The organism is Streptomyces sp. NBC_00490, assembly GCF_036013645.1.
In the GTDB taxonomy this organism is placed as follows: Bacteria; Actinomycetota; Actinomycetes; order Streptomycetales; family Streptomycetaceae; genus Streptomyces; species Streptomyces canus_F.
Map to the genome: position 1 here is coordinate 1,183,682 of NZ_CP107869.1, position 22,495 is coordinate 1,206,176.

A 22,495-nucleotide genomic window follows, 5' to 3' on the forward strand; every position below is an offset into this window, starting at 1 on the left:
GACTGTCAGACGGTGACGTGCTGCGCGACATGGCACAGCAGGAGGCACACGTCGTCGTCGCGTTCGGAGTCGCTCAGCAGCGGGTCCAGGACGCGGTCCGCCGAGCCGTCCAGGTCTTCCAGTTCCGCGGGTCCGAACGTCGCGAGCGCGTCCGCGAGGCGGGCGATGCCCGGATCGATTCCCTGGGCGCGGCGTTCGACGAGGCCGTCGGTGTAGAGGGCCAGGGTCGAGCCGGGCGGCAGGTCGACGGTGTGGTCCTCGATCTGCTGGTTCAGCGGGATGCCCAGCATCGCGCCGGGCTTGGCGTCCAGCGTGTGCACCTGGCCGTCGGGGGTCCGCAGCACCGGCGGCGGGTGGCCCGCGGCCGCCCAGGTCAGGGTGGGCTCGTCGGGGTGGAAGCGGGCTATGACGGCGGTGGCGTACAGGTCGGGCTGCAGATGGTGCAGGAAATTGTGCAGCCGGGTCAGCAGGGTGCCGGGGCTGCTGCCGTCCACGGCGTATGCGCGCAGGGCGGTGCGCAGTTGGCTCATCATGACGGCGGCGCGCAGTCCGTGTCCGGTGACGTCGCCGATGACGGCGACCAGTGAGCCGTCGGGCTGGCGGAACGCGTCGTACCAGTCGCCGCCGATGTTCAGCCCGTGGGTGGCCGGCAGATAGCGGGCGGCGAGTCGGAGCGCCGGTGTGGTCGGCAGGTCCGTGAGCAGGGCCCGCTGGAGCGTCTCGGCGATGTCGCGGTTGCGCTCGAAACGCCGGGCGTTGTCGATCGCGATGCTGGCGCGGCGGGCGAACTCGATGAGCATGACCGCGTCGTCGGGGTCCCAGCGGTCGCCGGGCGGCGCCAGGGTCAGCACTCCCAGCGGTGCCCGGCGGGTGGGCAACGGGACGCACAGCAGCGGACGTTCGGGGTCGAGTGCCGAGGGCGGCTGCTCGTCGACGCCGGGCAGTCCGCCGGGTTCGAGTGCCGCGTACTGCGGCCGACCGGTGCGGGCCGCGGTCACGGCGGCGGCGGGATGCGGGGTCGCGGGGCGCCGCTCGTCGTCGCCGTCGAACAGCCAGATGTCGACGCTGCGGGCGTACTCCGGTACGAGCAGCTCCGGGAGCCGGCGGACGACCTCGTCATGGTTGAGGGAGGTCAGGGCCGCGCTGGCGTCGGCCAGGAAGGTGAGGCGCCGACGGGCGTCCTCGGCCTGCCGGCGAGCCCTGTGCTCGGCGGCGAACGCCTCCCTCTGTGCCTGTCCGGCGGCGTCCAGTTCCGCGTGCAGGGCCAGCACGCCCTGATTGGTCTGATGCAGTTCCTCCCGGTGGAAGGCCACCAGTTGTTCCTGCTCGGCGAGTCGGTCCAGCAGGACGCCCGCGTCCTCGTCGGCGTCCAACAGCGACTCGGCCAGGACCTCCGGGGAGTCCGGCACCGACCCGTCCTCCGCGATCGGCGTCCTGGCGCAGGGGACGCTCGTACGCCACGGGGGATGTGCGGCCGGGTCCGCTGCGGTGACCGTGACGTGCAGGTGCGCCTGTTCGGCGGCTGTCCCGGTCACGTACAGGGTGAGCAGCCAGGAGCCGCCCTTGGCCAGGCACTGGCGCAGGTGGGCGCTGAGTGCCGAGGTGAGACGGGTGCGCTGAAGCGGTGACAGTCCGTACGCCGAGGCCAGGCGCGCGGTGGCGATGCGCGCCAGGGCCGCGTCGGTGACGGTGTCGATCGGCCAGGTGTGCTTCAACGCCCCTCCCCCGATGCCTGAGTCAGGACCGCCACGGTGGTGTCGTCACGGGCCGGCCGGGCGGCACTGCCGCTGTCGCGCAGGGTGACCGCCGCCATCACGGCGGGATCGGCGAAGAGCAGATCCGGTGCGGACGGCGGCCTCTGACGGCTGGGCAGGCCGTCGCTGTGCAGGAGCAGCACCCGGTCGGCTCCCCAGGGTCTGCGGTCCTCGTGCATCGTCCGCGGCCGGTGGACGCCGACGATGCCGGGGCGGGACAGCAGGGCGTGCCAGGCATCCTCCTCCCACAGCCAGGCCCCCACGTTCCCGAGGCCGGCGAAACGGAGCGTGCCGGTGCCGGTGTCGACCTGGGCCACGGCCACGGCGGCACCCCGGGTGCCGCGCAGAGCGGTGTCGAGGTGGCGCAGGAGTTCTGCCGGGTCGAGGTGGGCCGATCCGCGCAGCGCCTTCACGGCCGCCGTCGAGGCGTGCGCCGCCTGAGATCCGTGGCCCAGTCCGTCGGCCAGCATCAGCGTCACGCGGTCGCCGGCCCTGACCCGGGCCCAGGCGTCCCCGGAGTGTTCGGCTCCGCCGAAGGGCAGGTTGACGCCGCCCGCCCGCAGTCCGCCCGGCCCTGGTGCGGTGCCCTGTGCGGCGGGACCGATGCGGGCCAGCGCCACCGTGCCCCGGCCCGGGGTGCTGTGTACGGCGAAGGCGTCGGCGACGCGTCGGCAGGTGCCCAGGCCCGCGCCCAGGGAACGGGCCGTCGTGAAGCCGTCGCTCAGGGCGGTGGTGACGTCGGGTATGCCGGGACCGTGGTCGATCGCCGCGATCTGGACGAACCGGGTGGAGTCGTCGCCGTCCGCCGGTTCCGGCTCGGGCACCACGTCGAGCAGCAGCCGGCCTCCGCGGGCGTGCTTGAGGAGGTTCGTCGCCAGTTCGGTCGCCACCAGGGCGGCGGCCGCGGTCTGTGCCTCGTCGAGTCCGGCCAGGGTCGCCGCGTGCTCGGCGGCGACCCTGGCATCCCGTACCCGGGTGGAATCGTGGACCGGTACGTCCCAGACGCGCGGCATCAGCTGCCTCCGTAGGGACGGGGTGGTGCGGAGGCCCAGCAGACCACCGTGACCGTCGTGCCCGCGCCCGGCGTGGTGTCGATGCTGAACTCGTGGACCAGACGCCGGGCACCGCCCAGGCCCATGCCCAGGCCGCCGCCCGAGGTGTAACCGTCGACGAGTGCCCGCTCCAGGTCGGCGATGCCGGGTCCCTCGTCGGCGAAGACCAGACGGAGGCCCCGTACCTTGCCCTGCGTCACCTCTGACGACTCCATCCGGCCGCCCCCGCCGTGCACCAGCGTGTTGCGGGCCAGTTCACTGGCGGCGGTGACCAGTTTGGTCTGCGCGACCAGACCGAAGCCCAGAAGGCCGGCGGCCTGCCGCACATGCTGCCGCACCCAGGCGAGATCCATGTCGGAACGGATCGGCAGGCTCGCCTCGACGGCTGTGGAGGATGGCATCAAGGATGCTCCCGAGGCGATCCACCGGGGTCGGCGACGGGAGTGCGGCGTGCCAGCAGCTCCAGGGCCGCCTCCGTGGTGAGGGCGGTGCGCAGTCCGGGCAGCGTCAGTCCCAGCTCGACCAGGGTGATCGCCACCGCGGGCCGCATGCCGGCCAGGACGGTCCGGGCCGCCAACAGCGAGGAGCTGGCCGCGATCTCGGCGAGTACGCGGCCGAGGAAGGAGTCGATGACCTCCACGCCCGAGATGTCGATGACCACCCCGGTCACCCGGCTGTCCACGATGGTCGCGGCGATGTCCTGCTGGAGCTGCTGCGCCATGCTGTCGTGCAGGTCGCCCTGCAGGGTGACCAGGAGAACCTCGCCCAGCCGCAGCACCGGTACATGGGCCGCGACGCCGTGATGGAACCCGTCGCTCATCGTGACCCCGCACCGCCGGAGGTCGGCGCGACGATACCGACGCCCAGCTCGTGCAGCGCGTAGGCCAGTGCGTCCGCCAGGCTGGCGCGGGTGATCACCGTGCCGAGGTCCAGGCCGAGATGGACGATGGTCTGGGCGATCGCCGGGCGGATGCCCGACACGACGCACTCCGCGCCCATCAGCCGGGCCGCCGCGACCGTCTTCATCAGGTGCTGGGCCACGAGCGAGTCCACGGTGGGGACGCCGGTGATGTCGAGGATCGCGAAGCGGGCGTGCTGGTCGACGATGGCCTCCAGCAGCGTCTCCATGACGACCTGGCTGCGCGCGCTGTCGAGCGTGCCGATGAGCGGTACGCCCACGACGCCGTCCCACAGCTTGATCACGGGGGTGGCCACCTCGAGCAGCTGGAGCTGCTGGCGCTCGATGAGTGCCTGCCCTTCGGACAGCGCCGTGTCCAGCACGACCAGCCGCAGGGTCCCCATCAGTACGGTGAGCGCCGTCGTGCACTCGCGGACCTGATCGGTGGCCTCGTCCGGGAACTCCTCGACGAGGAACTCCGCGACGGGCGGACGCAGCGCGTCCACCTCTCCCGACACCTGGGCCATGGTGATCCCGGCGCGGGATCGCGCGGCGGCCATGCGGGCCAACTGCTCGCGCACGACCTCGAATCCGATGGCGTCCGTGTCGTACACCCGGTCCGATTCGGCTACCTGGGCCAACGCCTCGATCACTGTCCGGGCCGCCTCCACGGCCTCGTCCCTCGAGAGGGTGAACACGCTGCGGAACAGCGGCTCGTCGGCCCAGCGCTGGGCGATCCGTTCGCGGTGGCGGTACAGGAAGTCCCCGACCAACTGCGCCGACGAACCTTGCCGTACTGCCGCTTCGTGCTCCGGCACCTGCTCTCACCTCATCCGAGTAGTGCGCTCATGTGGCCCGCGGTGGCCGAGATCGGGCCGCAGGTGACGCGTACTGTTGCCGAACGACAACTGTAACGAGTCTGGACCGTGACAGGTGCCCGGGGTCGGCGGCTAGGGCGTCGACTGCCGGCCGAACCAGTCGAGGCAGACCACCAACGCGTCGTCGTCCGGCTCCGGACGGTCGCGATACCCCTGCAGTTCCCGCAGCACCGCGGCCGGTACGTCGGCGGCCGGCAGCAGCCGCGTGGCCGTGATGGCTCGCGCGAGAGCGTGGTCGCCGTACGGTTCGCCGCCCGGCGCGGGGACCGTGTGCACTCCGTCACTGACGAACAGGAGACGGTCGCCCGGTTGCATCTGGTAATCCTGCGCCACGTAGTCGGTCTCCTCGAACATGCCGAGCGGGAGCTGCGCCTCGAGGCCGATGGTGGTCACGGCCCCGTCCCGCAGACGCAGCATCCGGGGCGAACCGGCGTCGATGATCCGCACGCGCCCGGTGGCCAGTTCGAGATCCACGAGCAGGACGGACAGATACGCCTCGCCCCGGTACTGGGCGTAGATGGCCTGGTCGGCGAGGGCCGCCTGATCCGCGATGGGGATGCCCGCCCGCCGTGCGTTGCGCAGCGCGTTGATCCCGAGGTTGGTCAGCAGGGACGCCTCGATCCCTTCGCCCATGCCGTTGGTGACGTAGAGCAGCAGATGGTCGGCCGACACCGACCAGTCGAAATTGTCGCCGAAGATCGCGTAGGCGGGCTCCAGTTGGGCGCCGAGCGCGTACTGCGGTCCCGCACAGGACCGGGCCGGGAGCAGCTGCCACTGCATCTCCGCGGCGAGGGTGAGCCGCTCCTTGCGCCGGGCGCGCTGGTAGATGTCGGTGTCGCGTTCGGCCACCACCACCTCGTGCCCCAGGACCTGGGCCACCACGGCCAGTTCGGCCAGGTCCGCCTCGGGCCGCGCGCCGGGCGCCAGGGTGACCGAGAGCACACCCAGCCGGTCGCCGCGCACGGTGACGGGCAGGTACACCTGCGTCCGCCCGTCCTCGCCCTGGGCCACGACGGGCTCCTGCGCCCCGAAGGAGCGACCGGCCGCACTGGCGTGCACAGGCAGCGTCCGCGACGGACCTGCCGTCGCGGACACGGGCTGCAGCACGGTCGCCCCGTAGTCGACCAGGAGCAGATCCACGCTTTCGGCGCCGTACTCCCCGCACAGGACGTCGCGGACGGTCGCCGGCAGCTGGTGCGGAGCCGCGGAGCGCAGGGCGCGCTCGGCGGCCACGAATCTCTTCACGTTGTCGGTCATGCCATTCCGTACGAGGGGGCGCCGCCGCGTCTGTACCGTGCCGACCGCTGTGCTCGTTCCTTCTGCACCCTGCCCGCTGTCACGCGACGTGCGCCGGGCCGGGCTGACAGGGCCGGACAAGACTGACAAGGTGGCGGGGTGACGATCTCGCACCCTCGCCCGCGGCCCCATGAGGTCGCGCGCGTGACCTCCGAGGCGGCCGAACTGCTCGAAGTTCTGTGGGGCCGGGCCTCGACGGCGCCGGTCTCCGCCTCGCAACTGCGGGTTCTGTTCATCCTGGAACACAATGAAGGCATCAACCTGCGCACGCTCGCGGACTCGCTGGGCTCCACGCCTCCGTCGACCAGCCGGCTGTGCGACCGGCTGCAGGCAGTGGGGTTCGTGGAGCGCCGGGCCGCCATCGCGAGCCGGCGGGAGCTGGAGCTGTACCTGAGCCGACGCGGGCGGGCCTTCCTCACCGACCTGCGCGCTCGTCGGGAGAGCGCCCTGCAGTCCGTGCTCGAGCAGATGTCGACCCCCCAGCGATCCGCGCTGCTGAAGGGGCTCGAGGCGTTCTGCGCCGCCGCGGCGGCACAGATCCACGAGGACGGCGGGTCCGCCGCCCGTAGCGCCTGACGCCACTCCATCCCCCACCCCTCCCGCGCGAGCGAGCTCACTCTCTTGCCTCGGCTTCACTGTTGTCAAACGGCAACTGTTGTCACGAACGTGGCTGGTCGACGAGGGCGAGCGCCTCCTCGACGCTCCCCGACACCGGAACCGTGATGCTGACACCGGTCAGATCCAGAATCCGCCGTACCGCGGGCGTCGGCGAGATGATGTGCACACTGCCGGGCAGGTCCCGGGCCTCCTGATAGACGCGGAGGATGATGTTCATACCGGACGAGTCCATGAACGGCACCTGCGAAAGATCGAGCAGGAAATGCCGTCGGCCGTGATGCAGCTGGTTGGCCAGATGGTGCTGGAACTCGGTCGCGGTGTCGACGTCCAAATAGCCCTGCACCGTGATCAGGGCCACATCCTCACGGAGCAGTCCGACCTCGACGGACAGGGGGTTCTGGGCAACAGACACATTTACCTCCAACAACAGCGTGTACAACGGCCATGGCTGATGACCTTCTCGCCAGCGGATCGCAATGCGCGCCGCGGATGCGCGATTACCCCCGAACGCGCACGTCATGCACCGCGTCCGCAGAGGCCGTTCGACGTGCGGGGCGGCACGTGTCACGGTGGAGGGAGCCCAGCGGCCGCCCCGGCCACCAACCCCCACGGAAAGGGGGCCCGAAGAATGGGCACTCGTATCTCCCTGAGTCCCGGCGGTCATGCCGCCACGCTGACCGTGGACCACGACATCGACGACCGTGTGCGGCCCGCCATCGAGAACGCCGCGGCCCAACTGCCGCCCTCCGTGCGTCGGCTCACCCTCGACCTCGGCGACGTCTGCTTCGTGGACTCGGCCCTCCTCCATCTTGTCCGGACGATCGACCGGTCCGTCACCGACCGCGGCGGACTACTGCGGATCGTCGGCCTGCGCCCGCAGCCGCGCCGGATGCTCACACTCGCCGCCGACCTGTGCCCCGAGGCCCGTTGGGAGACCTACCTCACCTCTCCCGGGCCGAATTGACGCCGCCCTTGAGTGGTCGCACCCCCGCGCTGTCCCGATGGGCATGTCTGAGCGAAACCCTGGGAGCCGCCGCCCCCGTGACGGCCAGGGCCGCCAGACACCCGTCCGGCGCCGGCAGATCGCGCACCGACCAGACGCCCCGGATCTGTCCGGACGGATCGCGGACGACGCCGGCATCGGTCCCGGTGTCGGTATCCGTGAGCACCGGCAGGCCCAGGCCCTGAGTGAGGCGCGCGCCGGCGGCCTTGACCACAGCCTCCTTGCGGGTCCACAACCGCAGGAAACGCTCGCCGCGTTCCGTGGGGCCCGGGGCCGCCGCCACGAAACGGGCGTCGGAAGCGGGGAAGAACCGCTCGGCGAACGCCTCGACCGGCAGCCCCGGCCGCAGCCGGTCCACATCGACCCCGACCTCGGCATGCCGGCTCACCGCCACCAGCGCGAGGCCACCGCAGTGGGAAAGGTTGAACCGCAGATCGGCGCCGTCCGCGAGCCGTGGTTTGCCATGGCGTCCCCGCTCCAGGCGCAGTTCCTCGGGAGGGACGTCGAGGTAGCCGGCCAGAATCCGCCGCAACGCGCCGTGCGCGACGACGAAACGCCTGCGGTCGGCCTCGAAACGACAGCGGCCGGCGCGCTCGGCCTCCCGCCCCGACAGCGTCCGGGACAGCTCCGCCACCGTGGCCGGTGACCCGTCCAGCGGCACCGTCCACACGTCCACCCTGGGTGCGTCCATGTCAGAGCGGTCCCGCCGGTAGGAGGCCGGCGTCAGTCACGGCGGAGACCTCCCTGGACCAGGCCGGTGAACAGGTTGAGCTTCTGGATGTTGCCGGTCCCCTCCATGAACTCGACACCGCGGGCGTCCCGGGCGAGCTTGTCCAGCAGCGGGTGGTCCAGCCGGGCGCCGGGACCGAAGCAGGAGAGCGCTTCGAGCGTCGCCTCCTCGGCGAGACGCGACGCCCGTGCCTTCGCCGCGGACGCCAGGTAGCCGGCCGCCGGCTCGTTGTCGTCCACCGCGATCGCCGACCGCCAGATGAGCTGCCGGAGTTCCGTCAGGCGGAGGGCGAGGCGGTCGAGCCGGTGACGGTCGGCCGTGTTCAGAGTGCGGCGATTGTCCAGGACGTACTCGTAGGCGGCCCGCGCGATGCCCAGGCCGAACGCGGCGACGCCGGGGCGCAGGCGGTTCAGCCCCTGCACCGCGCTCCACATGCCCCGCTGGGTGGCCCGCAGATGTCTGCCGAGCACCTGGTCGGCGGGGACACGGACGTCGTCCAGGGTGACGGCGGTGAGGCGCAGGCCGCGCAGCCCGATGGTCTCCAGGGGCTCGGCGGTGAACCCGGCGGCCGAGGTCTCGATGAGGACCGCGGTCACGCCGAGCGGCCCCGGACGGGTGCGGGCGAAGACGATGCCCAGGTCGGCGCGGGCCGCGTTGCCGACGTAGCGCTTGGCCCCCCGGAGCACGAAGTGGTGGTCGCCGTCCGGGGTGAGGGTGGTGCTCATCGCCCCCGCGTCCGAGCCGCGGTCCGGTTCGGTCAGTGCGAAGAAGGTCCAGGTGGGCTTCTCCATGATCCGGCTGTAGAACCACTTCTTCTGCTGCTCGTCGCCCATGGCGTCGACCAGCACACCCGACATCACCGGCCCCGGCGACGCCAGCAGCAGACCGGCGTCACCGACCGCCGCCTCCTCGGCGAGGACGACCCGCTCCAGGGTCCCGGTGCCGTAGAAGCGGTGCCCGTCGATGACCACCGGGTCGGGGTTGTACTCGGGCGGCACCGTCATCCTGGTCAGGTACGACACGATCGCCACGTCCAGATGGCGGTGGATCGCGTCCGGGTCCCGGTCGAGTTCCAGGGCGAGGGGCTTGAGTTCCTGCGCCCACGCGCGGGTCTGGCGCTGGAACGCCAGGGTCCTGTCGTCCAGTTCGATCATGCCGCTCCCCCGTGCTCCCCGGCGGGGGCCGGGCCGAAGTAGACGTCGGCGATCAGCTCGGAGACCCGGGCCACCTGGCCCGGCCCGTCCGCCAGGAAGCTCACGGCACCGAGCAGCCGCAGCAGCATCCGGTCGGTCCGGGTGATCTGGGCGTTCAGGGCGGACAGGACGCCGTCGTCGAGGTCGCCCGGCGCGGCGCCGGCCAGCATGGTCTCGATCTCCAACTGCTCGATCACCGCCTCCGCGACGCCGCCCTTGACCATCTGCTGGTGGAGCAGCCTCGCGTCGCCGACGGTACGGCCGCCGAGATGGGCGAGCACCGCGTCGAGCAGCCGCTCCGAGAGACCGAAGCGCAGACAGGTCGTGCCCAACGCCCATGCCGCCCAAGGAGTCCGGGAGACGCTGGGTGGTGCGGTTCGGCTCCGCGACGCGACGATGGCGCCGTCCTCCACCGTCATGGTCGCCATGACGTCCCCGGTGTCGGCACCGACGAACCCGGCGGGCGCCACCACGTGTCCGCCCGGGCCGTGGGGCGGCGCGCCGTCGCAGAGGGTCTCGTACAGCAGGGACAGCGCCGCGACCAGGCCGTCGTGGCGGGCGGTGCGCCGGTACCGGATCCATTCGTCGGCAGCGGCCGTGCGGCCGGTCATGTCCCCTCCTCCAGATCCAGTGTGCTCACGCACAGGTACCGCAGCGTGCTGTCGTATTCGGCTACGACGATGCGGCGGGGCCCGTCTCCCGCGTACTCGGGGAGCACGTCGGCCAGGGTCGACCAGGGGCCGGTGCACGGACGGCCCGGCGGCGCGGGACGCACGTCGAATCCCGGGCCGAAGTCTTCGGCGTCGAGGCCCTGACCGGTGATGAGCGTGACGGGCGGGCTCGCACCGCCGCCGTCCGGTCCGTTCAGCATCGCGTCGAGCGTCGCGCGGACCTCTTGCGGCGCGACGCCGGTGAGTTGCCGCGTCACCGGTTCGCCCGCGCCGCCCTCGGGACCGAGGAGCAGCGCCACCGCGCAGTCCTGCCGGGGCACGTCGTGCGCCCCCGGGGTGTCGTAAAGGAAGGTCCGCTGATCGAGCAGGACGACCAGGACGTGCCGGAACGCGTCGGCGTCGGCGTACTCCGAGACCAGACGCAGGGCCGTGAACCCGGCGGCGGTCCCCTGGTCCGAGAGGTTGAAGGCCAGGGGGTCGCCGGGCAGCGCATCGGCCAGATAGCAGGACGTGGAGCGGCGTGGGTCGGCGTCCGGGGCGGTGTGGGCGACGAGCACCAGGTCCAGGGGATCCTGGAGCGGGGGCAGGTCGGCGAGGAGTTCCTGGGTCATCTCGATGAAGGTGTTGCGCTCGCCCCGCTCCAGAAGCTCCGGGCGGAACTCCACCGAGTACGGGCGCACGAGGTCGGCCTGCATCCGGCTCAGGCTCGGCTCCAGTGGATCGGGCAGGAAGGGCCTGCCGGCGGAGAAGGTCCGGCTGACCAGCCGTGACAGGCGCAGCGGCGCCCGCCGGGCAGGCGCCGGCGCGTCGACCGGGCCGGGAGGCGTGGTGAGGTACATCGGCCGTCAGGTCCCGGCCTGCTCGCCGGCCTGCTCCCGGACGAGGGCGGCCAGCGAGCCCACGGTCTCGAAGTGGTGCTGTTCGAGATCGTCGGTGTCGAACTCCATGTCGAGTTCCTCCTCGATCGTCATCAGCAGGCCGAGCACGGTCGTGGAATCCAGGCCGAGTTCGTCGAACAGCCGGCTGTTCTCGGTGATGGTGGCGGCGTCGACCTGCATCGCCTTGGCGAGCGAGTCGGCGATCGTGGCGACGGCCCGGCCGTACAGGTCGGCGGTGTCGGCGTCCGGTGTGGTGTGCTCCATCGTTCACCTCTCGTGTCTCGTGTTCGTGGGGGAGGTCAGAGGGCGACGTCGGCCGCGTCGTGCGCGGTCGGGTCGTAGAGTCGCTGCCGCGCCAGGAGGTCGTCGGGGCTGTCCCGTTCCCGGACCAGATGGCATCGCCCCTCGTGGACCAGCACCTCGGCCGGGTAGCCATGGCTGAGGAACAGTCCGGGTGAGGCGGTCGGTCCGTAGGCGCCGGAGCGGTGCACGCCGATCAGGTCGCCGGGCCGCACCGGCGGCAGCGGGACCTTCCTGCCGATCGTGTCGCCCGGGGTGCAGAGCGGGCCGGTGACGTTCCACTCCTCGGTCGGCGGCTCGTCGAGCCGGTTGAGCACCGCCATGGGGAAGTTGCGCTTGACGAACGAGCCGATGCCGACGGCCGCCATGTGGTGGTGGGTGCCGCCGTCGGCGACGGCGAACCGCTCCCCCATCGAGGTCTTGGTGTAGCGGACGCTCATCACGTAGGTGCCGGCCTCGGCGGTGAGATAGCGGCCCAGCTCCATGATCAGCCGGGTGCCGGGGTGCCGGGCGGTGAAGTCCTCGATGACGGGGTTGAGTCCGTCGGTCAGCACTTCGGCGTCCAGGTCGCTCTCGCCGTCGAAGTAGGCGACGCCCAGACCGCCGCCCACATCGACCATCCGCAGGTCCAGGTGGAACGCGGCCGACAGCCGCTCGGCCAGTGCGAGGATGCGGGTGGTGTTCTCGATGACGACGTTCTCGTCGAGGATCCGGGTGCCCATGTACACCTGCACCCCCATCAGATCGACGTCGGGGAACTGCTTCACCAAGTCGGTCTGGGCGAACAGCTCCTCCTCGTCGATGCCGAACTGGCGCGGCTTGCCGCCCATCGCCAGCCCCGAACGCCTGACCGTGAAGCGCGGGTTGACGCGCAGCGCGACCGGCGCCCGCACGCCCCGGGCCCGGGCCAGCTCGTCCACCAGGGCCACCTCGGGAAGGGATTCGCAGACGATGGCGTAGATCCCGCTGTCCAGGCAGGCGGCCAGCTCCTGCCGGCTCTTGCCCGGGCCGAGGAAGATCACCTGTTCCGGCGGCACACCGGCCCGGCGCGCGGTCGTCAGTTCCACCAGTGACGAGACCTCGGCGCGGGCGCCGAACGAGTGCAGCAGCGCGCACACCGAGATGTTCGGGTTGGCCTTGAGCGAGTAGAAGATCTCCATGGCCGGGTGCAGCCGGTCGCGCAGCCCGTGGAACCGGTCCCGCAGCATGCTCCCGTCGTAGACGAACAGCGGGGTGTCGTACCGCCGGGCCAGCTCGGACACCGGCACGCCCTGGACCTGGAACTCCCGTGTCATCCTCGTCCCTCTCCCCTGGTGCTCTCCGCGACGGCGGCCAGCCTGCGGCCGATCTCGTCGTCCAGCGCCGCCGTCCGGTCCGCCGAGTCGGCGACGACGACCCCGTGGAGACGCCCGTCGAAGTGCGCCCCCGGGACCGGTTCTCCGGGCGACGCGGCCGCGTTGACGGTGGCGTAGTTGTTGATCAGCAGCCCGGTGCCCCGAGCGGGGTCGAACAGCAGGTCCGCCATGGCGCGGCGGAGCGACCCGAACGGCAGGCGGGCGCCGAGCCGCAGGGGGTATCTGCGCACCAGCGCCGTGCTCTCGGTCCCGATGAAGGCTTCCTGGATCGAGGCCTGGTACGTGGACATGTTGTGGCGCGCGTTGATCTCGACGAGGGGGTAGAGGCCGCCGTCGGGATCGATCATCGCGTCGACGCCGGCGACCCCGAAGTAGCCGTCGTCGGCCAGCCGTCCACCTAACAGGTGGGAGACCTCCGTCAGTTGGGCCCTCTGGCGCTCGGTGAGCCGCGCCGGGATCCGATGGCCCAGGTGCACCCCGCCCTCGGTCAGCGCCTCCTTGACGAAGTCGACGTGCACGCCGCCGTCCCGGCCGACGGTGAACTGGTAGTTGAGGTCGGCGCGCTTGGCCACCCACTCCTCCACCACCAGGCCGACCCGGTCGTGCCCGGCCTTCCGCGCCCGGCTGTGGATCATGCGGTGCAGCCGGTCCAGACGGCGTTCGTCCTCGACCACCTCGATGCCCTTGCCCGAGACACCGAAGGCGTCCTTGAGGACGACCCGGCGGCCGTCGGCGAGCAGCGCGCGGGCGGCCTCGACAGCCGCGTCGAGCTCGGCCAGGCTTGCGCAACTCCAGCCGCGGGACTGCCGGATGCCCAGTTCGGCGGCCAGCCGCCGGCTGTAGATCTTGCTGTTGACCGCCTTGCAGACCGCCGCCGACGGGGCGGCCAGCGGGATCCCGGCCCGCTCGGCCAGCCGCTCCTCCAGCTCGCTCACCCCGTGCGCGCAGACGACGCCACCGCGAGCACCGAGCCCGCCCAGCTCGCGCAGGACCCGCCGGTCCTCCAGCGCGTCCTGGGTGACGGTGCTGCGCGGGTCCTGCCGCTCCACCACGAGCATCCCCGGCAGCTCGAACCCGAGTTCCTCCAGGTGACTCAGATAGTCGGCGTCGGGTGCGTCCTTCAGTACGACATGGTCGCCCTTGCCGGCGAGCAGCAGCGCGAACTCGTCCATCCGGTTGACGATGACGCTGCCCGAGCCGAACCCGAGCCTCGGCAGCCCCATCTCACCGCGGGCCCACTGGTCCTCGACCTCGAAGTTGCCGAGGAACACCAGCTCCGCGTCACGGGTCCCGGTCAGGGCCGCTTTCAGGCGGCCGGTGAAGTTCCCGGTCATCTCACCCACCCCCCTTTCAGTGCTCGAAGAGCATCGCCGAGAAGGTCGAGCCGAGACCGACCGTGGCGAGCAGATAGCGGTCCCCCGGGCGCAGTCGGCCCAGATCGAGGGCGGTCCGGTAGTTGATGAAGGGATCCGCGGAGAAGCAGTGTCCGGTGACCGGCACGTTGTCCAGGAAGAAGCGCTCCAGCGGCAGCCCGAGATGCTTGGCGAGCCGCGTCCACGACAGCCGGCTGACGTTGTGCGGGAAGATCATGGTGAGGTCGTCCAGCGCCAGCCCCGCCTTCCCGACCGCCGCCAGCATGACCTCGGCCAACGCCTCGATGTAGATCCGCTGGTATTCGACGGACAGCTCGTGGGTGAGCGACAGGCAGTCGTAGAAACGGCCGTGGGTGCGGGCGGCGTAGCTCACCATCCGGTCCCGATCGTCGCGGGTCCCGACGAGCACCGCGGCCGCGCTCTCGCCGTTGATGGCCGTGCCCGGCACCATCTGCGCGGCCCGGGTGAAGGTCTTCTCGCCGGTGAGGACCAACGCCAGCGCGTCCGGATCACCGTCGCTCGCCAGCAGCTTGCCGACCAGGTCCACCGCCAGCAGCCCCGAGGCGCAGGCGTGGTGGGTCACCGCGAACGCCGTGGCGTGCCCTAGCCCGAGGGTGTCACGCACCTCGTGAACGGGGTTGACCGGATGCGGGACGACGATCGGCATGGTCCGCGCCTGGACCACGTACCGCACCCGCTCCTCTCTGCCGCGCAGTGCGTCGAGCTTGCCCGCGGCGGCCAGCAGCAGCTCGGTGTGCGTGCCGCCGGGCTCGCGGCGGACCTCCGCCAGGCCGTGGTAGCGCTGGTAGACCTTCATCTCCGAGGCGCTGAGACCCAGTTCGTCGCTCAGCTCCTCGATGGGTATCCGCCGCGACGGCAGATGGACCGCCACCTCCTCCAGCGACGTCATCCGCTCTCCCCCGCCGGGGAGGCCTGGGCGAGCGTTTCCTCCAGGTGGCGCGTCAGGGCGTCGATCGTCGGGTGGTCCCAGGCCACGGTCGGCTCCAGGACCAGCCCGAGGTGGTCTTCGATGTCGCCGCAGAGGGTCAGCGCGTACACCGAGTCGAGACCGTAGGTCGTCAGCGTGGCGTTGGTGTCGATGTCGGCGACGTCGAGTTGTACGTAGTGCGCGACCCGCGTGCGCAGCCAACTCCGCAGATCGGTGTCCGACGCAGCCGACGGGGCTGACGGGGCCGATTCGGGGCTGTTCATCCGATTCTCCTTGTCATCGATGGCGGCGTCCTGTCGTCAACGGAGGCGCTGTCCGGGCGGGCGCCGGTTCGACAGGCCGAACCCGCGGCGGTCGCGGTGCCGGGACAGGACCTCCGCCGACAGCCGTTCGGTGACGTCGCGGGGCCGCTGCCCGGGGTCGCGGCCCATCCGTTCGGCGATCCGGCCCAGCGCCGCGACGGCCCAGCGGGGATCGCTGAGGAACGCGTCGTGCCGCTCCCGGTTGTGGAGCCAGATGTTCACGCAGGCGACCGCGGCGAGCACCGCGGCGTAGCGCGCCGCCAGCCGCAGCGCCTCGGGCCGGGCGGCGACGGTGAGATCCGCAGGGACCAGTGCGGCGCATTCCCGTCGTACGTCGGCCTGTTCGGCCGCGATGACGAGAAGCAGTCGGCGCAGTTCGCCGTCCGGTTCGCAGGAGTCGAGGGCCGCCGAGAGCGCGGCGCTGAGGCTGTCCCGCCCGCCCGAGCTGATCGACAGCCGCTCGAAGGGCAGGGGCGGCAGGTCCGCGTCAAGACGGAACACGTCGGCAGGCGGCTGGGTGTCGTCCAGCCATCCCTTGCGGGCCAGCCGAGGCAGCTGCGGCAGCACTGTGCTGAGGCAGGCCACGCGCGCGGTGTGGCCGAAGCCCGCCGGCGCCAGGTCGCGCAGGTGCTTCTGGAAGATCCCGTAGCCGCCGTCGCGGATGTAGAACTGGGCGCCCAGCACCCGCGAGAGCGCGTCCATGGCGTCCATGAGGAGGGTGGTCACGAAGTACTTGGAGGCCGACGCGTACAGGCTGGTCTCGCCCGGGAGCAGATGCACCGAGCGTGCGGTCAGGGTGGCCAGGCAGTCGCAGATCAGCAGGTCGGCGAAGGCGTCGGCGAGGATCGCGCCGATGTGGGGCATGCCGGCGAGCGAACGCCCGTACAGGACGCGCTCGTCGGTGAACCGGGCGGCGACGTCGAGGCCGGTCTCCAGGATGCCCACGGTCATCGCCGGCAGTGCGGTGCGGGTGATCTGGAAGGAGCGCAGCGCTGTCTCCATGCCGAGCCCGGGGGCGCCCAGCGTCGCGTCCGCCGGTACCGGGCAGTCCCGGAACTCCAGTCCGCCGAGCTGGACCCCGCGCATTCCCGCGCTGCGGAAGCGCGGCAGGTGGACCGGCGCGCCTTCGGGCAGGTCCGCCGTCTCCACGAACAGCTGCGAGTGGCTGCGGCTGCCGGGCGCGGCCGACGTGCGCGCGAAGAGCACCATGGCCTCGGCGCGCCCGGCATTGGCGATCACTTCCTTGCGCCCGTTGAGCCGTAGCCGCCCGTCGTCGCACGGCAGCGCCGAGAAATCGGCCCGTGCGACATCGTTGCCGTGCGCCAGCTCGTGGTAGCCGGAGACGGCCCGGCCACCGGACAGCAGCACCTCGGCCATCCTGCGGCGCTGCCGTTCGTCGCCCGCGGCCCAGACGTTGACCGCGGGGATGAGGCTGGCGGCTCCGTATCCGAGGCCCAGGCAGGGGTCGTGGCGGAAGACGACCCGCATCACCTCGATGAGGTGGTCGAGCCGGGTCAGCCGTCCGCCCAGTTCGGGCGGGACGAATTCGGCGTTCAACCGGTAGTCGTCCAGCAGCCGTTCGCCCGCGGCGAGCATCTCGCCCGCCTCGTCGGCCGCCAGCACCGCGGCATGGCCGGTCGGATTGCCCGGATCCCAGGGGTCGCCGAACCGGCTCTCGAGGTCGTCGACGGTCTTGTCGATCACGACGTGACCACCGACGTCGGAGGAGCGGCGGGACGACCGGCCGCACGAGCGTCGAAGAGCCGGTCGAACACCTCGCCGTCGGTCGGCCGTCCCGGCGGGCGTACCCACCGCAGCACGTGGGTGAGGACCGCTTCGAGCCACAGCGGGTCCTCGCCGGGCGTGCTGTTGTGCAGCCACACTCTCAGGGCGGCCGCACCCGCGAAGCACTGCTCGTAGCGGCGCGCCAGCGCGAAGGCCTCCGGCGGTGCGTCCTGGGAGGCGGGCGGGCTCAGCGCCAGCTCGTCGTGGAGCCGGTCGCAGCTGTCGGTGAGCTCCTCGGCGAGATCGGCGACGCGTGCCGGAGCCTGACCCGCGGAGGCTTGCGCGCGCAGTTCGCCGCTCGCGGTGCGCAGGCTCTGCGTGAAGCTGCACCCGCCGCGTGCGAGCAGGCTCAGCCGGTCGAGCCGGGCCGGGGGCGGCGGGGCCGACAGGTCGGCGGCGCGGGCGACGCCCTCCTCGTCGGCGGTGCCCTCGCGGTAACCGCGGGCCAGGACCGGGAAGTGGTTGATCAGGACGTGCTGGTTGACGAAAGTGCTGCCGTCGAAGATGCCGACGACGCGATGGTCGCGTTCCAGCTTCTGGAACGCGCCGTGCTCGTGGACCTCGGTGAGGAAAGCGCGGGCGCCCAGCAGTTCGCCGCAGGCGGTGATCAGCTCGTCGACGCGGGTGGGGACGTACGACTTGGCCACCGCGGAGATGACGGTCATCTCCTGCGGCAGGGTGTGCACGCTGCGGGCCGCCAGCACGCTCACCATCTCGGCGGCGTGGAGCGCGGCGTACGCCTCTCCGAGCACGCGGCGGACGTGCGGCAGCTCGATCAGCCGACGGCCGTACAGCTCGCGCCCCGCGGCGAACTCCTCGGCCAGCCGCACCGCCTGGTCGGCGGCGCCGAGCGACAGGGCCGTACAGGCGGTCCGGGTGAGCTGCAACGCCTTGAGCACGATCTCCAGCCCCGCGCCCTGCTCGCCGATCAGCGCGTCGTCCGGGAAGGGGCAGTCGTCCAGGGCGATCCCGCTGATGTCGGCGCCTCGGATGCCGTGCGTGGGCACCTTGGGCAGCGGCCGCCAGCGGTCCGCCGGGAGCCTCCGTTTGTCGGCCAGCAGCAGGCTGAAGCCGCGCGGCCCGCCCTCCGGCCGGGTGCGTACGAGAAGGCAGAGCAGCGTGCCACGGGTGGCGTTGTTGATCAGCCATTTCTCGCCGTGCACGCGGAAGCCGCCGGGCTGCGGTGTGGCGGTCATCTCTCCGGCGAGGAGGTCGCTGCCGTGGCCGCGCTCGGTCAGGCCCCATGACACCGGCGCTCCCGCGATGATGTCGGCGCCGAGCGCGCGCGCCTGCTCCGGACGGCCCGCCAGCCACATGCAGACGCCTCCGAGGAACGTCTTGCCGTGCCCGATCGCGACGGTCAGGTCGCGGCGCGCCACCGCCCGCAGCGCCGCGACGAGTTCGTCATAGCGGGTCAGCGCGCCGCCGAATTCCGCGGGTACGTACAGGCGCGGCAGCCCCATCCGGTCGAGTTCCCGGCAGCTGTCGGCGGGGAACCGCTCGTCGCCGTCCAGCTCGGCGTTGCGGGCGTAGGAGAGGAGCGATGCCGGGTCGGTGGGATCACCGAGCGCGCGGTCGAAGCCGTCGAGGTCGAACCGGCCGGTGTCCGTCAGCGGGTCGATCACCGTCACGAGGCGTCACCGCCCGCCGGGTCACCGAGCCGGGCACGGACGGCCGGCGACAGGTCCGCGTGCAGGATCTCCAGCTCGCCGCCGAGGAACCGCCGGCGCAGCAGCCGGCGCTGGATCTTGCCGCTGGTGGTCCGCGACACCGTGCCGGGCGGCACGAGTACGACGTTGTGGGCGGGCACCCCGACCTCCCGGGTGAGGTGGTCGCGGACACCCGCGGCGGCGCGGGCCAGCTCGTCCGGCTCTTCCCGGCGGGCCCGGTACTCGCGGACGATCACGACCTCCTCCTCGGGCACCGGCACCGAGAAGGCCGCGCCGACCCCGCCTTCCAGAGCCGGGTGGGCCTGCCGCGTCGCCGCCTCCAGGTCCTGCGGGTAGAGGTTGCGGCCGCGGACGATGATCAGCTCCTTGCTGCGGCCCGTGACGTACAGCTCGCCCTCGTGCAGGATTCCCAGGTCGCCGGTGCGCAGGAAGCCGCGCTCCCCGTCGGGCGTGACGGCGTCGAAGACGCGCCGGGTCTCCTCAGGCCGTCCCCAGTAGCCCCGGGCCACGTTCGGACCGCGCACCCAGATCTCGCCGACCCGGCCGTCCGGCAGCACCCGGCCCGCGTCGGCGTCGATGATCCGGACGTCGAGGTACTCGGCGGGGCCGCTGCTGACGATGCGGTGCACGGCGCCGCCGGTGGCCGGGGGAAGCAGCTCGCCGCGCTCGAACGCGGCGGCGTCCACCTCGGTGATCACGGCGCGGCGGGCGGGCCGGTCGCCGCAGACGACCAGGGTCGTCTCGGCCATGCCGTAGCCGGGGAGCATCGCCTCGGGTCGCAGCCCGGCGGCGGCGAACCGCCGGGTGAACGCCTCGACGGTGGCGGCCTGGACGGGCTCGGCGCCGTTGACCGCGCACCGCCAGCGCGAGAGGTCCAAGCGGGCCAAGTCCTCGTCGGTGATCCGCTGGACGCACAGGTCGTAGGCGAAGTTCGGAGCGGGCGAGAAGTCGATGCCGTGCCGGTCGATCAGCGTCAGCCAGGTGTGCGGGCGCTTGAGGAAGGCCACCGGTGGCATCAGCACGCTGCGACCGCCCAGGACGAGGGGCGTGAGGAGCAGCCCGATCAGCCCGAAGTCGTGGTAGAGCGGCAGCCAGCCGCCCACCGGGCGGTCGGCGCTCATCCCGGAGATCGCCGCGAGGATCTCGGCGTTGGCCAGCAGGTTGGCGTGGTCGACCATGACGCCCTTGGGGGCGGCGGTGGACCCCGAGGTGTACTGGAGGAAAGCCAGCGCGTGCGGGTCGGCCGGTGGTGGCCGCCACCTGCTCGTCGCGGGCAGCTCGTCCGCAGGGTCGGGTGCGAGCACGGTCATGCCGCGGAGTTCCTGTTCCTTGGCCCAGGACGCGAGCGCTTCCAGGTCCGTTCCCTCCGCCAGGGCACCGACCGCTCCCGCGTCCCGGGCGATCGCGGCGAGCCGGTCGGCCCGCTTCCGCTGCGGGCCGTCGGGCGGCGGTGCGGGCACCGGGACCATGCCCGCGTACACGCAGCCCAGCAGGGACCACACGAACCCGGGCCCGGAGGGGTGCAGCACCAGCAGGCGGTCGCCGACAGCGAACCGTTCCTGCAGCAGCGCGGCGACCTGTCGGGCGGCCCGGTCGAGTTCGCCGTACGTCAGGGTCTCGTCGGCCTCGGCGCGGAGCGGGTCCGCGCTGAAGATCAGGGCCGTCCGGTCACCGTGCTCGTCCGCCCTCGCTCGCAGGAGTTCGACGAAGGTCCTGTGCTGGTCCATGCGGTGTCAGCCTCCATCAGCGGGATGGTCTCGACGGCGGGACGTTGGGCGACCGAGCGTCACCCAGGGGCGGCTCCCTCTCCTACCGGCCTGCGAGAGGGACCCCTGTGACGGAAGGGACGGATGGGGCTGGCCATTGCCCCACCCTAAAGGTCATTCCGGCGCCGCCGGATGAGTAATTGGCAAGACTTGCAGGCGAGTTGAGGCTCAAGCCACGGCGGATCGTTCGATAAGAGGCCGTTCGGTACTCCTCGGCCAAAGCGTGGGCAGAATGCGACAAGGCGAGCCGGGTATCCGCTGAAATGAGCACAGCACAGGTTCTGACCTGGTCGGGACAGGGCCGTTCAGCAAAGGCGTAGAAAGGGTGCTTTGACCACATGACCGCACAGCATGGTCATACGGCCGACAGGGCAACGACTGCGCCCACCGTGACGACCGCGGCCGCGGCCCGCGACTACGCGCGGTCGGTCGTACGGCAGCAATGGGACTCGGCGTCCCGCACGGCACGCGAGGAGGATGTCGTCGATCTGCTTCTCGTCGTGTCCGAACTCGTCACCAACGCCATCCGCCACGGTGACGGGCTGGCCGCGTTCGAGGTCGCCCTCGCCGAGGACGGCGTACGGCTCACCGTCCACGACAACAGCGACGCCGTCCCCGACGTCGCCTACGGCCGCGGCGAACTCCCCTCGGGGGACCACGGGCAGGGGTACGGCTGGCCGCTCATCATCCGCCTGGCGCGGGAGATCACCATCGACCCGCGCCCCGGGGGCGGCAAGTCGATCAGCGCGCTGGTCCCGCTGCGGGCCCGGCCATAACGCCCTCACCAGGGAAGAAAGACATGTATGTCCTTCCCGTCGTCCTTCGCGACGACGCTGACCTGGCTGCACAGGGTGTGGATCAGATACCAGCCGACCCCGCCGTCCCGGTCGCGTCGGAAGGGACGCGGAGCCGGGGGTGTGCTGCTCGTGTCGTGGACGACGACATGGACGCCGTCGAAGGTCCTGCGGAGCCGGACCTCGAAGGGGCCCGGCGCGTACTGGACCGCGTTCGCGGCCAGTTCCGTGACGACCAGGAGGATGTCGTCCCAGTGTTCCGGCGCGCTCGGCGGTGTCACCCGCGCGAGGCCGTCGAGGAACTCCTCCGCGTCCAGGCGGGCGTCCGTGACGTCGTGCAGATCGCCCGAATAGCGTGTGACCCGCTCCCGGACGGCTTCGGAGGCCGCACTTCGGTCCCGACTGTGCTCGGTTGTCATCTCGCCTTCCCCGCTCGGAGTCGCGCCGCATTCTGACCGGCTCACTGATCCCTGTGGTCTCTTGGTTTCCCACGAGCGTGAGGGCTACGCGTATCGGGAGCGGTCGGTCCGCCGCAGCGTGCCCGCGGACTCGGACCGCCGACTGGGGTGCGGTGGGTCACGACGTGGCTGACGGGCCCGTGCGGATGACGGCTTGGTCGCCGTGGGGGCCGAACAGGTGCAGGATCTCCACCGCGTCCGCCTCGGCGGGGCCGAACCAGTGCGGTTCGCTGGTGTCGAACTCGGCCACCTCGCCCGGGCGGACGGTGAACTCGCGTTCTCCCAGGATGAGACGGAGTTCACCGGCGAGCACGTAGAGCCACTCGTAGCCGGCGTGGGTCACGAGTTTCGGTTCACGGTGGGCGAGCACTTGCTTGAAGACCTGGACCCGACCCGGGTACTGCGTCAGCGGCACGAGGACGCTTCCGCGCTCCCTGCGACGGGGTTCCAGGTGAACGCGCGGGTCACCGGTGGCCGGAGCCGCCACCAGCTGGTCGAGCGCGACGCGGTGCGCTCGTGCGAGCGGGATGAGCAGGTCGAGCGTGGGGCGGCGGATGCCTGACTCCAGGCGCGACAGCGTGCTCAGCGAGATCCCGGTGTCTTCCGCGAGAGCCTCGAGCGTGAGTCCCCGGTCGCGTCGCAGTGCACGCAGCCGTGGTCCGATGCCGTCGAGTATCTCCGCGAGTTCGGCGTCCATGGGGTCCATTTTGCAGTCTCCGCAAATCTGCTGGGCGGGTGCCGTCACCTGCTCCGAACATGGGCCGTCCAACGA

At 71.7% G+C, this 22,495-nt stretch carries 24 protein-coding genes; 3 read left to right on the forward strand and 21 right to left on the reverse strand.

Translation table 11 applies throughout. From position 1 onward, the window contains the following. Positions 1–5: 5 nt before the first annotated feature. From OG381_RS05260 to OG381_RS05285, 6 genes are all read right to left on the reverse strand, one after another. On the reverse strand, positions 6–1,715 hold the full coding sequence (locus OG381_RS05260; protein WP_327714920.1) for a PP2C family protein-serine/threonine phosphatase: 1,710 nt from the start codon (positions 1,713–1,715) through the stop codon (positions 6–8). Next, a complete protein-coding gene (locus OG381_RS05265) occupies positions 1,712–2,767 on the reverse strand; it encodes a SpoIIE family protein phosphatase (protein ID WP_327714921.1) in 1,056 nt (351 codons plus the stop codon). The genes OG381_RS05260 and OG381_RS05265 overlap by 4 nt, the downstream gene beginning before the upstream one ends. After that, positions 2,767–3,207 (reverse strand): anti-sigma regulatory factor, encoded by a 441-nt coding sequence (locus tag OG381_RS05270; protein ID WP_327714922.1) that lies wholly within the window; start codon positions 3,205–3,207, stop codon positions 2,767–2,769. Before OG381_RS05270 ends, OG381_RS05265 begins: the two co-directional genes overlap by 1 nt. After that, on the reverse strand, positions 3,207–3,626 hold the full coding sequence (locus OG381_RS05275) for an STAS domain-containing protein (protein WP_327714923.1): 420 nt from the start codon (positions 3,624–3,626) through the stop codon (positions 3,207–3,209). Before OG381_RS05275 ends, OG381_RS05270 begins: the two co-directional genes overlap by 1 nt. Next, the gene (locus OG381_RS05280; RefSeq protein ID WP_327714924.1) at positions 3,623–4,522 is read right to left on the reverse strand and encodes an STAS domain-containing protein; all 900 of its coding nucleotides are present in this window, start codon (positions 4,520–4,522) and stop codon (positions 3,623–3,625) included. Before OG381_RS05280 ends, OG381_RS05275 begins: the two co-directional genes overlap by 4 nt. Before the next feature lie 132 nt (positions 4,523–4,654). Beyond that, on the reverse strand, positions 4,655–5,839 hold the full coding sequence (locus tag OG381_RS05285; RefSeq protein ID WP_327714925.1) for a PP2C family protein-serine/threonine phosphatase: 1,185 nt from the start codon (positions 5,837–5,839) through the stop codon (positions 4,655–4,657). Positions 5,840–6,022: 183 nt separating this feature from the next. Here OG381_RS05285 and OG381_RS05290 point away from each other — a divergent pair, with 183 nt between their 5' ends. Continuing rightward, complete coding sequence (locus OG381_RS05290) at positions 6,023–6,454, forward strand: MarR family transcriptional regulator (RefSeq protein ID WP_327714926.1); 432 nt, start codon at positions 6,023–6,025, stop codon at positions 6,452–6,454. Between the two features lie 82 nt (positions 6,455–6,536). Here the strand turns inward: OG381_RS05290 and OG381_RS05295 are convergent, their stop codons facing one another. Further along, the gene (locus OG381_RS05295) at positions 6,537–6,908 is read right to left on the reverse strand and encodes an STAS domain-containing protein (RefSeq protein ID WP_327714927.1); all 372 of its coding nucleotides are present in this window, start codon (positions 6,906–6,908) and stop codon (positions 6,537–6,539) included. Between the two features lie 216 nt (positions 6,909–7,124). Here OG381_RS05295 and OG381_RS05300 point away from each other — a divergent pair, with 216 nt between their 5' ends. Beyond that, positions 7,125–7,460, forward strand: coding sequence for an STAS domain-containing protein (locus OG381_RS05300; protein ID WP_327714928.1), 336 nt, complete (start codon positions 7,125–7,127; stop codon positions 7,458–7,460). On the opposite strand, the gene OG381_RS05305 is transcribed toward OG381_RS05300, so the two are convergent. From OG381_RS05305 to OG381_RS05360, 12 genes are read right to left on the reverse strand one after another with little or no spacing between them, the layout of a single operon-like run. Beyond that, entirely contained in the window at positions 7,438–8,190 is a 753-nt protein-coding gene (locus OG381_RS05305) for a 4'-phosphopantetheinyl transferase family protein (RefSeq protein ID WP_327714929.1), read from the reverse strand. The genes OG381_RS05300 and OG381_RS05305 overlap by 23 nt on opposite strands. Before the next feature lie 32 nt (positions 8,191–8,222). Next, the gene (locus OG381_RS05310; protein WP_327714930.1) at positions 8,223–9,383 is read right to left on the reverse strand and encodes an acyl-CoA dehydrogenase family protein; all 1,161 of its coding nucleotides are present in this window, start codon (positions 9,381–9,383) and stop codon (positions 8,223–8,225) included. Beyond that, positions 9,380–10,033, reverse strand: coding sequence for a hypothetical protein (locus tag OG381_RS05315; RefSeq protein WP_327714931.1), 654 nt, complete (start codon positions 10,031–10,033; stop codon positions 9,380–9,382). The genes OG381_RS05310 and OG381_RS05315 overlap by 4 nt, the downstream gene beginning before the upstream one ends. Further along, positions 10,030–10,932, reverse strand: a complete 903-nt coding sequence (locus OG381_RS05320) for a hypothetical protein (protein ID WP_327714932.1) — start codon at positions 10,930–10,932, stop codon at positions 10,030–10,032. Before OG381_RS05320 ends, OG381_RS05315 begins: the two co-directional genes overlap by 4 nt. Before the next feature lie 6 nt (positions 10,933–10,938). Further along, the gene (locus OG381_RS05325) at positions 10,939–11,235 is read right to left on the reverse strand and encodes an acyl carrier protein (RefSeq protein WP_327714933.1); all 297 of its coding nucleotides are present in this window, start codon (positions 11,233–11,235) and stop codon (positions 10,939–10,941) included. A 35-nt stretch (positions 11,236–11,270) separates the two neighbouring features. Next, positions 11,271–12,566: a type III PLP-dependent enzyme gene (locus tag OG381_RS05330; RefSeq protein ID WP_327714934.1), complete on the reverse strand. Its 1,296-nt coding sequence runs from the start codon at positions 12,564–12,566 to the stop codon at positions 11,271–11,273. After that, on the reverse strand, positions 12,563–13,960 hold the full coding sequence (locus OG381_RS05335) for an ATP-binding protein (protein ID WP_327714935.1): 1,398 nt from the start codon (positions 13,958–13,960) through the stop codon (positions 12,563–12,565). Before OG381_RS05335 ends, OG381_RS05330 begins: the two co-directional genes overlap by 4 nt. A 16-nt stretch (positions 13,961–13,976) precedes the next feature. Continuing rightward, on the reverse strand, positions 13,977–14,909 hold the full coding sequence (locus OG381_RS05340) for a 3-oxoacyl-[acyl-carrier-protein] synthase III C-terminal domain-containing protein (protein WP_327714936.1): 933 nt from the start codon (positions 14,907–14,909) through the stop codon (positions 13,977–13,979). Beyond that, entirely contained in the window at positions 14,906–15,211 is a 306-nt protein-coding gene (locus OG381_RS05345) for an acyl carrier protein (protein ID WP_327714937.1), read from the reverse strand. The genes OG381_RS05340 and OG381_RS05345 overlap by 4 nt, the downstream gene beginning before the upstream one ends. Before the next feature lie 36 nt (positions 15,212–15,247). Beyond that, entirely contained in the window at positions 15,248–16,954 is a 1,707-nt protein-coding gene (locus OG381_RS05350) for an acyl-CoA dehydrogenase (protein WP_327714938.1), read from the reverse strand. After that, positions 16,951–18,666, reverse strand: a complete 1,716-nt coding sequence (locus OG381_RS05355; protein ID WP_327714939.1) for an acyl-CoA dehydrogenase family protein — start codon at positions 18,664–18,666, stop codon at positions 16,951–16,953. Before OG381_RS05355 ends, OG381_RS05350 begins: the two co-directional genes overlap by 4 nt. After that, the gene (locus OG381_RS05360) at positions 18,663–20,432 is read right to left on the reverse strand and encodes a fatty acyl-AMP ligase (RefSeq protein WP_327714940.1); all 1,770 of its coding nucleotides are present in this window, start codon (positions 20,430–20,432) and stop codon (positions 18,663–18,665) included. Before OG381_RS05360 ends, OG381_RS05355 begins: the two co-directional genes overlap by 4 nt. 377 nt (positions 20,433–20,809) lie before the next feature. Here OG381_RS05360 and OG381_RS05365 point away from each other — a divergent pair, with 377 nt between their 5' ends. Further along, the gene (locus OG381_RS05365; protein WP_327714941.1) at positions 20,810–21,247 is read left to right on the forward strand and encodes an ATP-binding protein; all 438 of its coding nucleotides are present in this window, start codon (positions 20,810–20,812) and stop codon (positions 21,245–21,247) included. A 5-nt stretch (positions 21,248–21,252) separates the two neighbouring features. Here OG381_RS05365 and OG381_RS05370 read toward each other — a convergent pair whose 3' ends face one another. Both OG381_RS05370 and OG381_RS05375 read right to left on the reverse strand, forming a co-directional pair. After that, positions 21,253–21,684, reverse strand: coding sequence for an ATP-binding protein (locus OG381_RS05370; protein ID WP_327714942.1), 432 nt, complete (start codon positions 21,682–21,684; stop codon positions 21,253–21,255). Between the two features lie 157 nt (positions 21,685–21,841). Then, positions 21,842–22,420: a helix-turn-helix transcriptional regulator gene (locus tag OG381_RS05375; protein ID WP_327714943.1), complete on the reverse strand. Its 579-nt coding sequence runs from the start codon at positions 22,418–22,420 to the stop codon at positions 21,842–21,844. Positions 22,421–22,495: the final 75 nt, after the last annotated feature.

Excerpts from the sequence above, each read along its gene's own strand:
- OG381_RS05335 (WP_327714935.1), bottom strand. The coding sequence starts at position 13,960 with ATGACCGGGAACTTCACCGGCCGCCTGAAAGCGGCCCTGACCGGGACC.
- OG381_RS05275 (WP_327714923.1), bottom strand. The coding sequence starts at position 3,626 with ATGAGCGACGGGTTCCATCACGGCGTCGCGGCCCATGTACCGGTGCTG.
- OG381_RS05330 (WP_327714934.1), bottom strand. The coding sequence starts at position 12,566 with ATGACACGGGAGTTCCAGGTCCAGGGCGTGCCGGTGTCCGAGCTGGCC.
- OG381_RS05325 (WP_327714933.1), bottom strand. The coding sequence starts at position 11,235 with ATGGAGCACACCACACCGGACGCCGACACCGCCGACCTGTACGGCCGG.
- OG381_RS05300 (WP_327714928.1), top strand. The coding sequence starts at position 7,125 with ATGGGCACTCGTATCTCCCTGAGTCCCGGCGGTCATGCCGCCACGCTG.
- OG381_RS05345 (WP_327714937.1), bottom strand. The coding sequence starts at position 15,211 with ATGAACAGCCCCGAATCGGCCCCGTCAGCCCCGTCGGCTGCGTCGGAC.
- OG381_RS05375 (WP_327714943.1), bottom strand. The coding sequence starts at position 22,420 with ATGGACGCCGAACTCGCGGAGATACTCGACGGCATCGGACCACGGCTG.
- OG381_RS05365 (WP_327714941.1), top strand. The coding sequence starts at position 20,810 with ATGACCGCACAGCATGGTCATACGGCCGACAGGGCAACGACTGCGCCC.
- OG381_RS05265 (WP_327714921.1), bottom strand. The coding sequence starts at position 2,767 with ATGCCGCGCGTCTGGGACGTACCGGTCCACGATTCCACCCGGGTACGG.
- OG381_RS05315 (WP_327714931.1), bottom strand. The coding sequence starts at position 10,033 with ATGACCGGCCGCACGGCCGCTGCCGACGAATGGATCCGGTACCGGCGC.
- OG381_RS05340 (WP_327714936.1), bottom strand. The coding sequence starts at position 14,909 with ATGACGTCGCTGGAGGAGGTGGCGGTCCATCTGCCGTCGCGGCGGATA.
- OG381_RS05370 (WP_327714942.1), bottom strand. The coding sequence starts at position 21,684 with ATGACAACCGAGCACAGTCGGGACCGAAGTGCGGCCTCCGAAGCCGTC.
- OG381_RS05360 (WP_327714940.1), bottom strand. The coding sequence starts at position 20,432 with ATGGACCAGCACAGGACCTTCGTCGAACTCCTGCGAGCGAGGGCGGAC.
- OG381_RS05310 (WP_327714930.1), bottom strand. The coding sequence starts at position 9,383 with ATGATCGAACTGGACGACAGGACCCTGGCGTTCCAGCGCCAGACCCGC.
- OG381_RS05305 (WP_327714929.1), bottom strand. The coding sequence starts at position 8,190 with ATGGACGCACCCAGGGTGGACGTGTGGACGGTGCCGCTGGACGGGTCA.
- OG381_RS05285 (WP_327714925.1), bottom strand. The coding sequence starts at position 5,839 with ATGACCGACAACGTGAAGAGATTCGTGGCCGCCGAGCGCGCCCTGCGC.
- OG381_RS05270 (WP_327714922.1), bottom strand. The coding sequence starts at position 3,207 with ATGCCATCCTCCACAGCCGTCGAGGCGAGCCTGCCGATCCGTTCCGAC.
- OG381_RS05320 (WP_327714932.1), bottom strand. The coding sequence starts at position 10,932 with ATGTACCTCACCACGCCTCCCGGCCCGGTCGACGCGCCGGCGCCTGCC.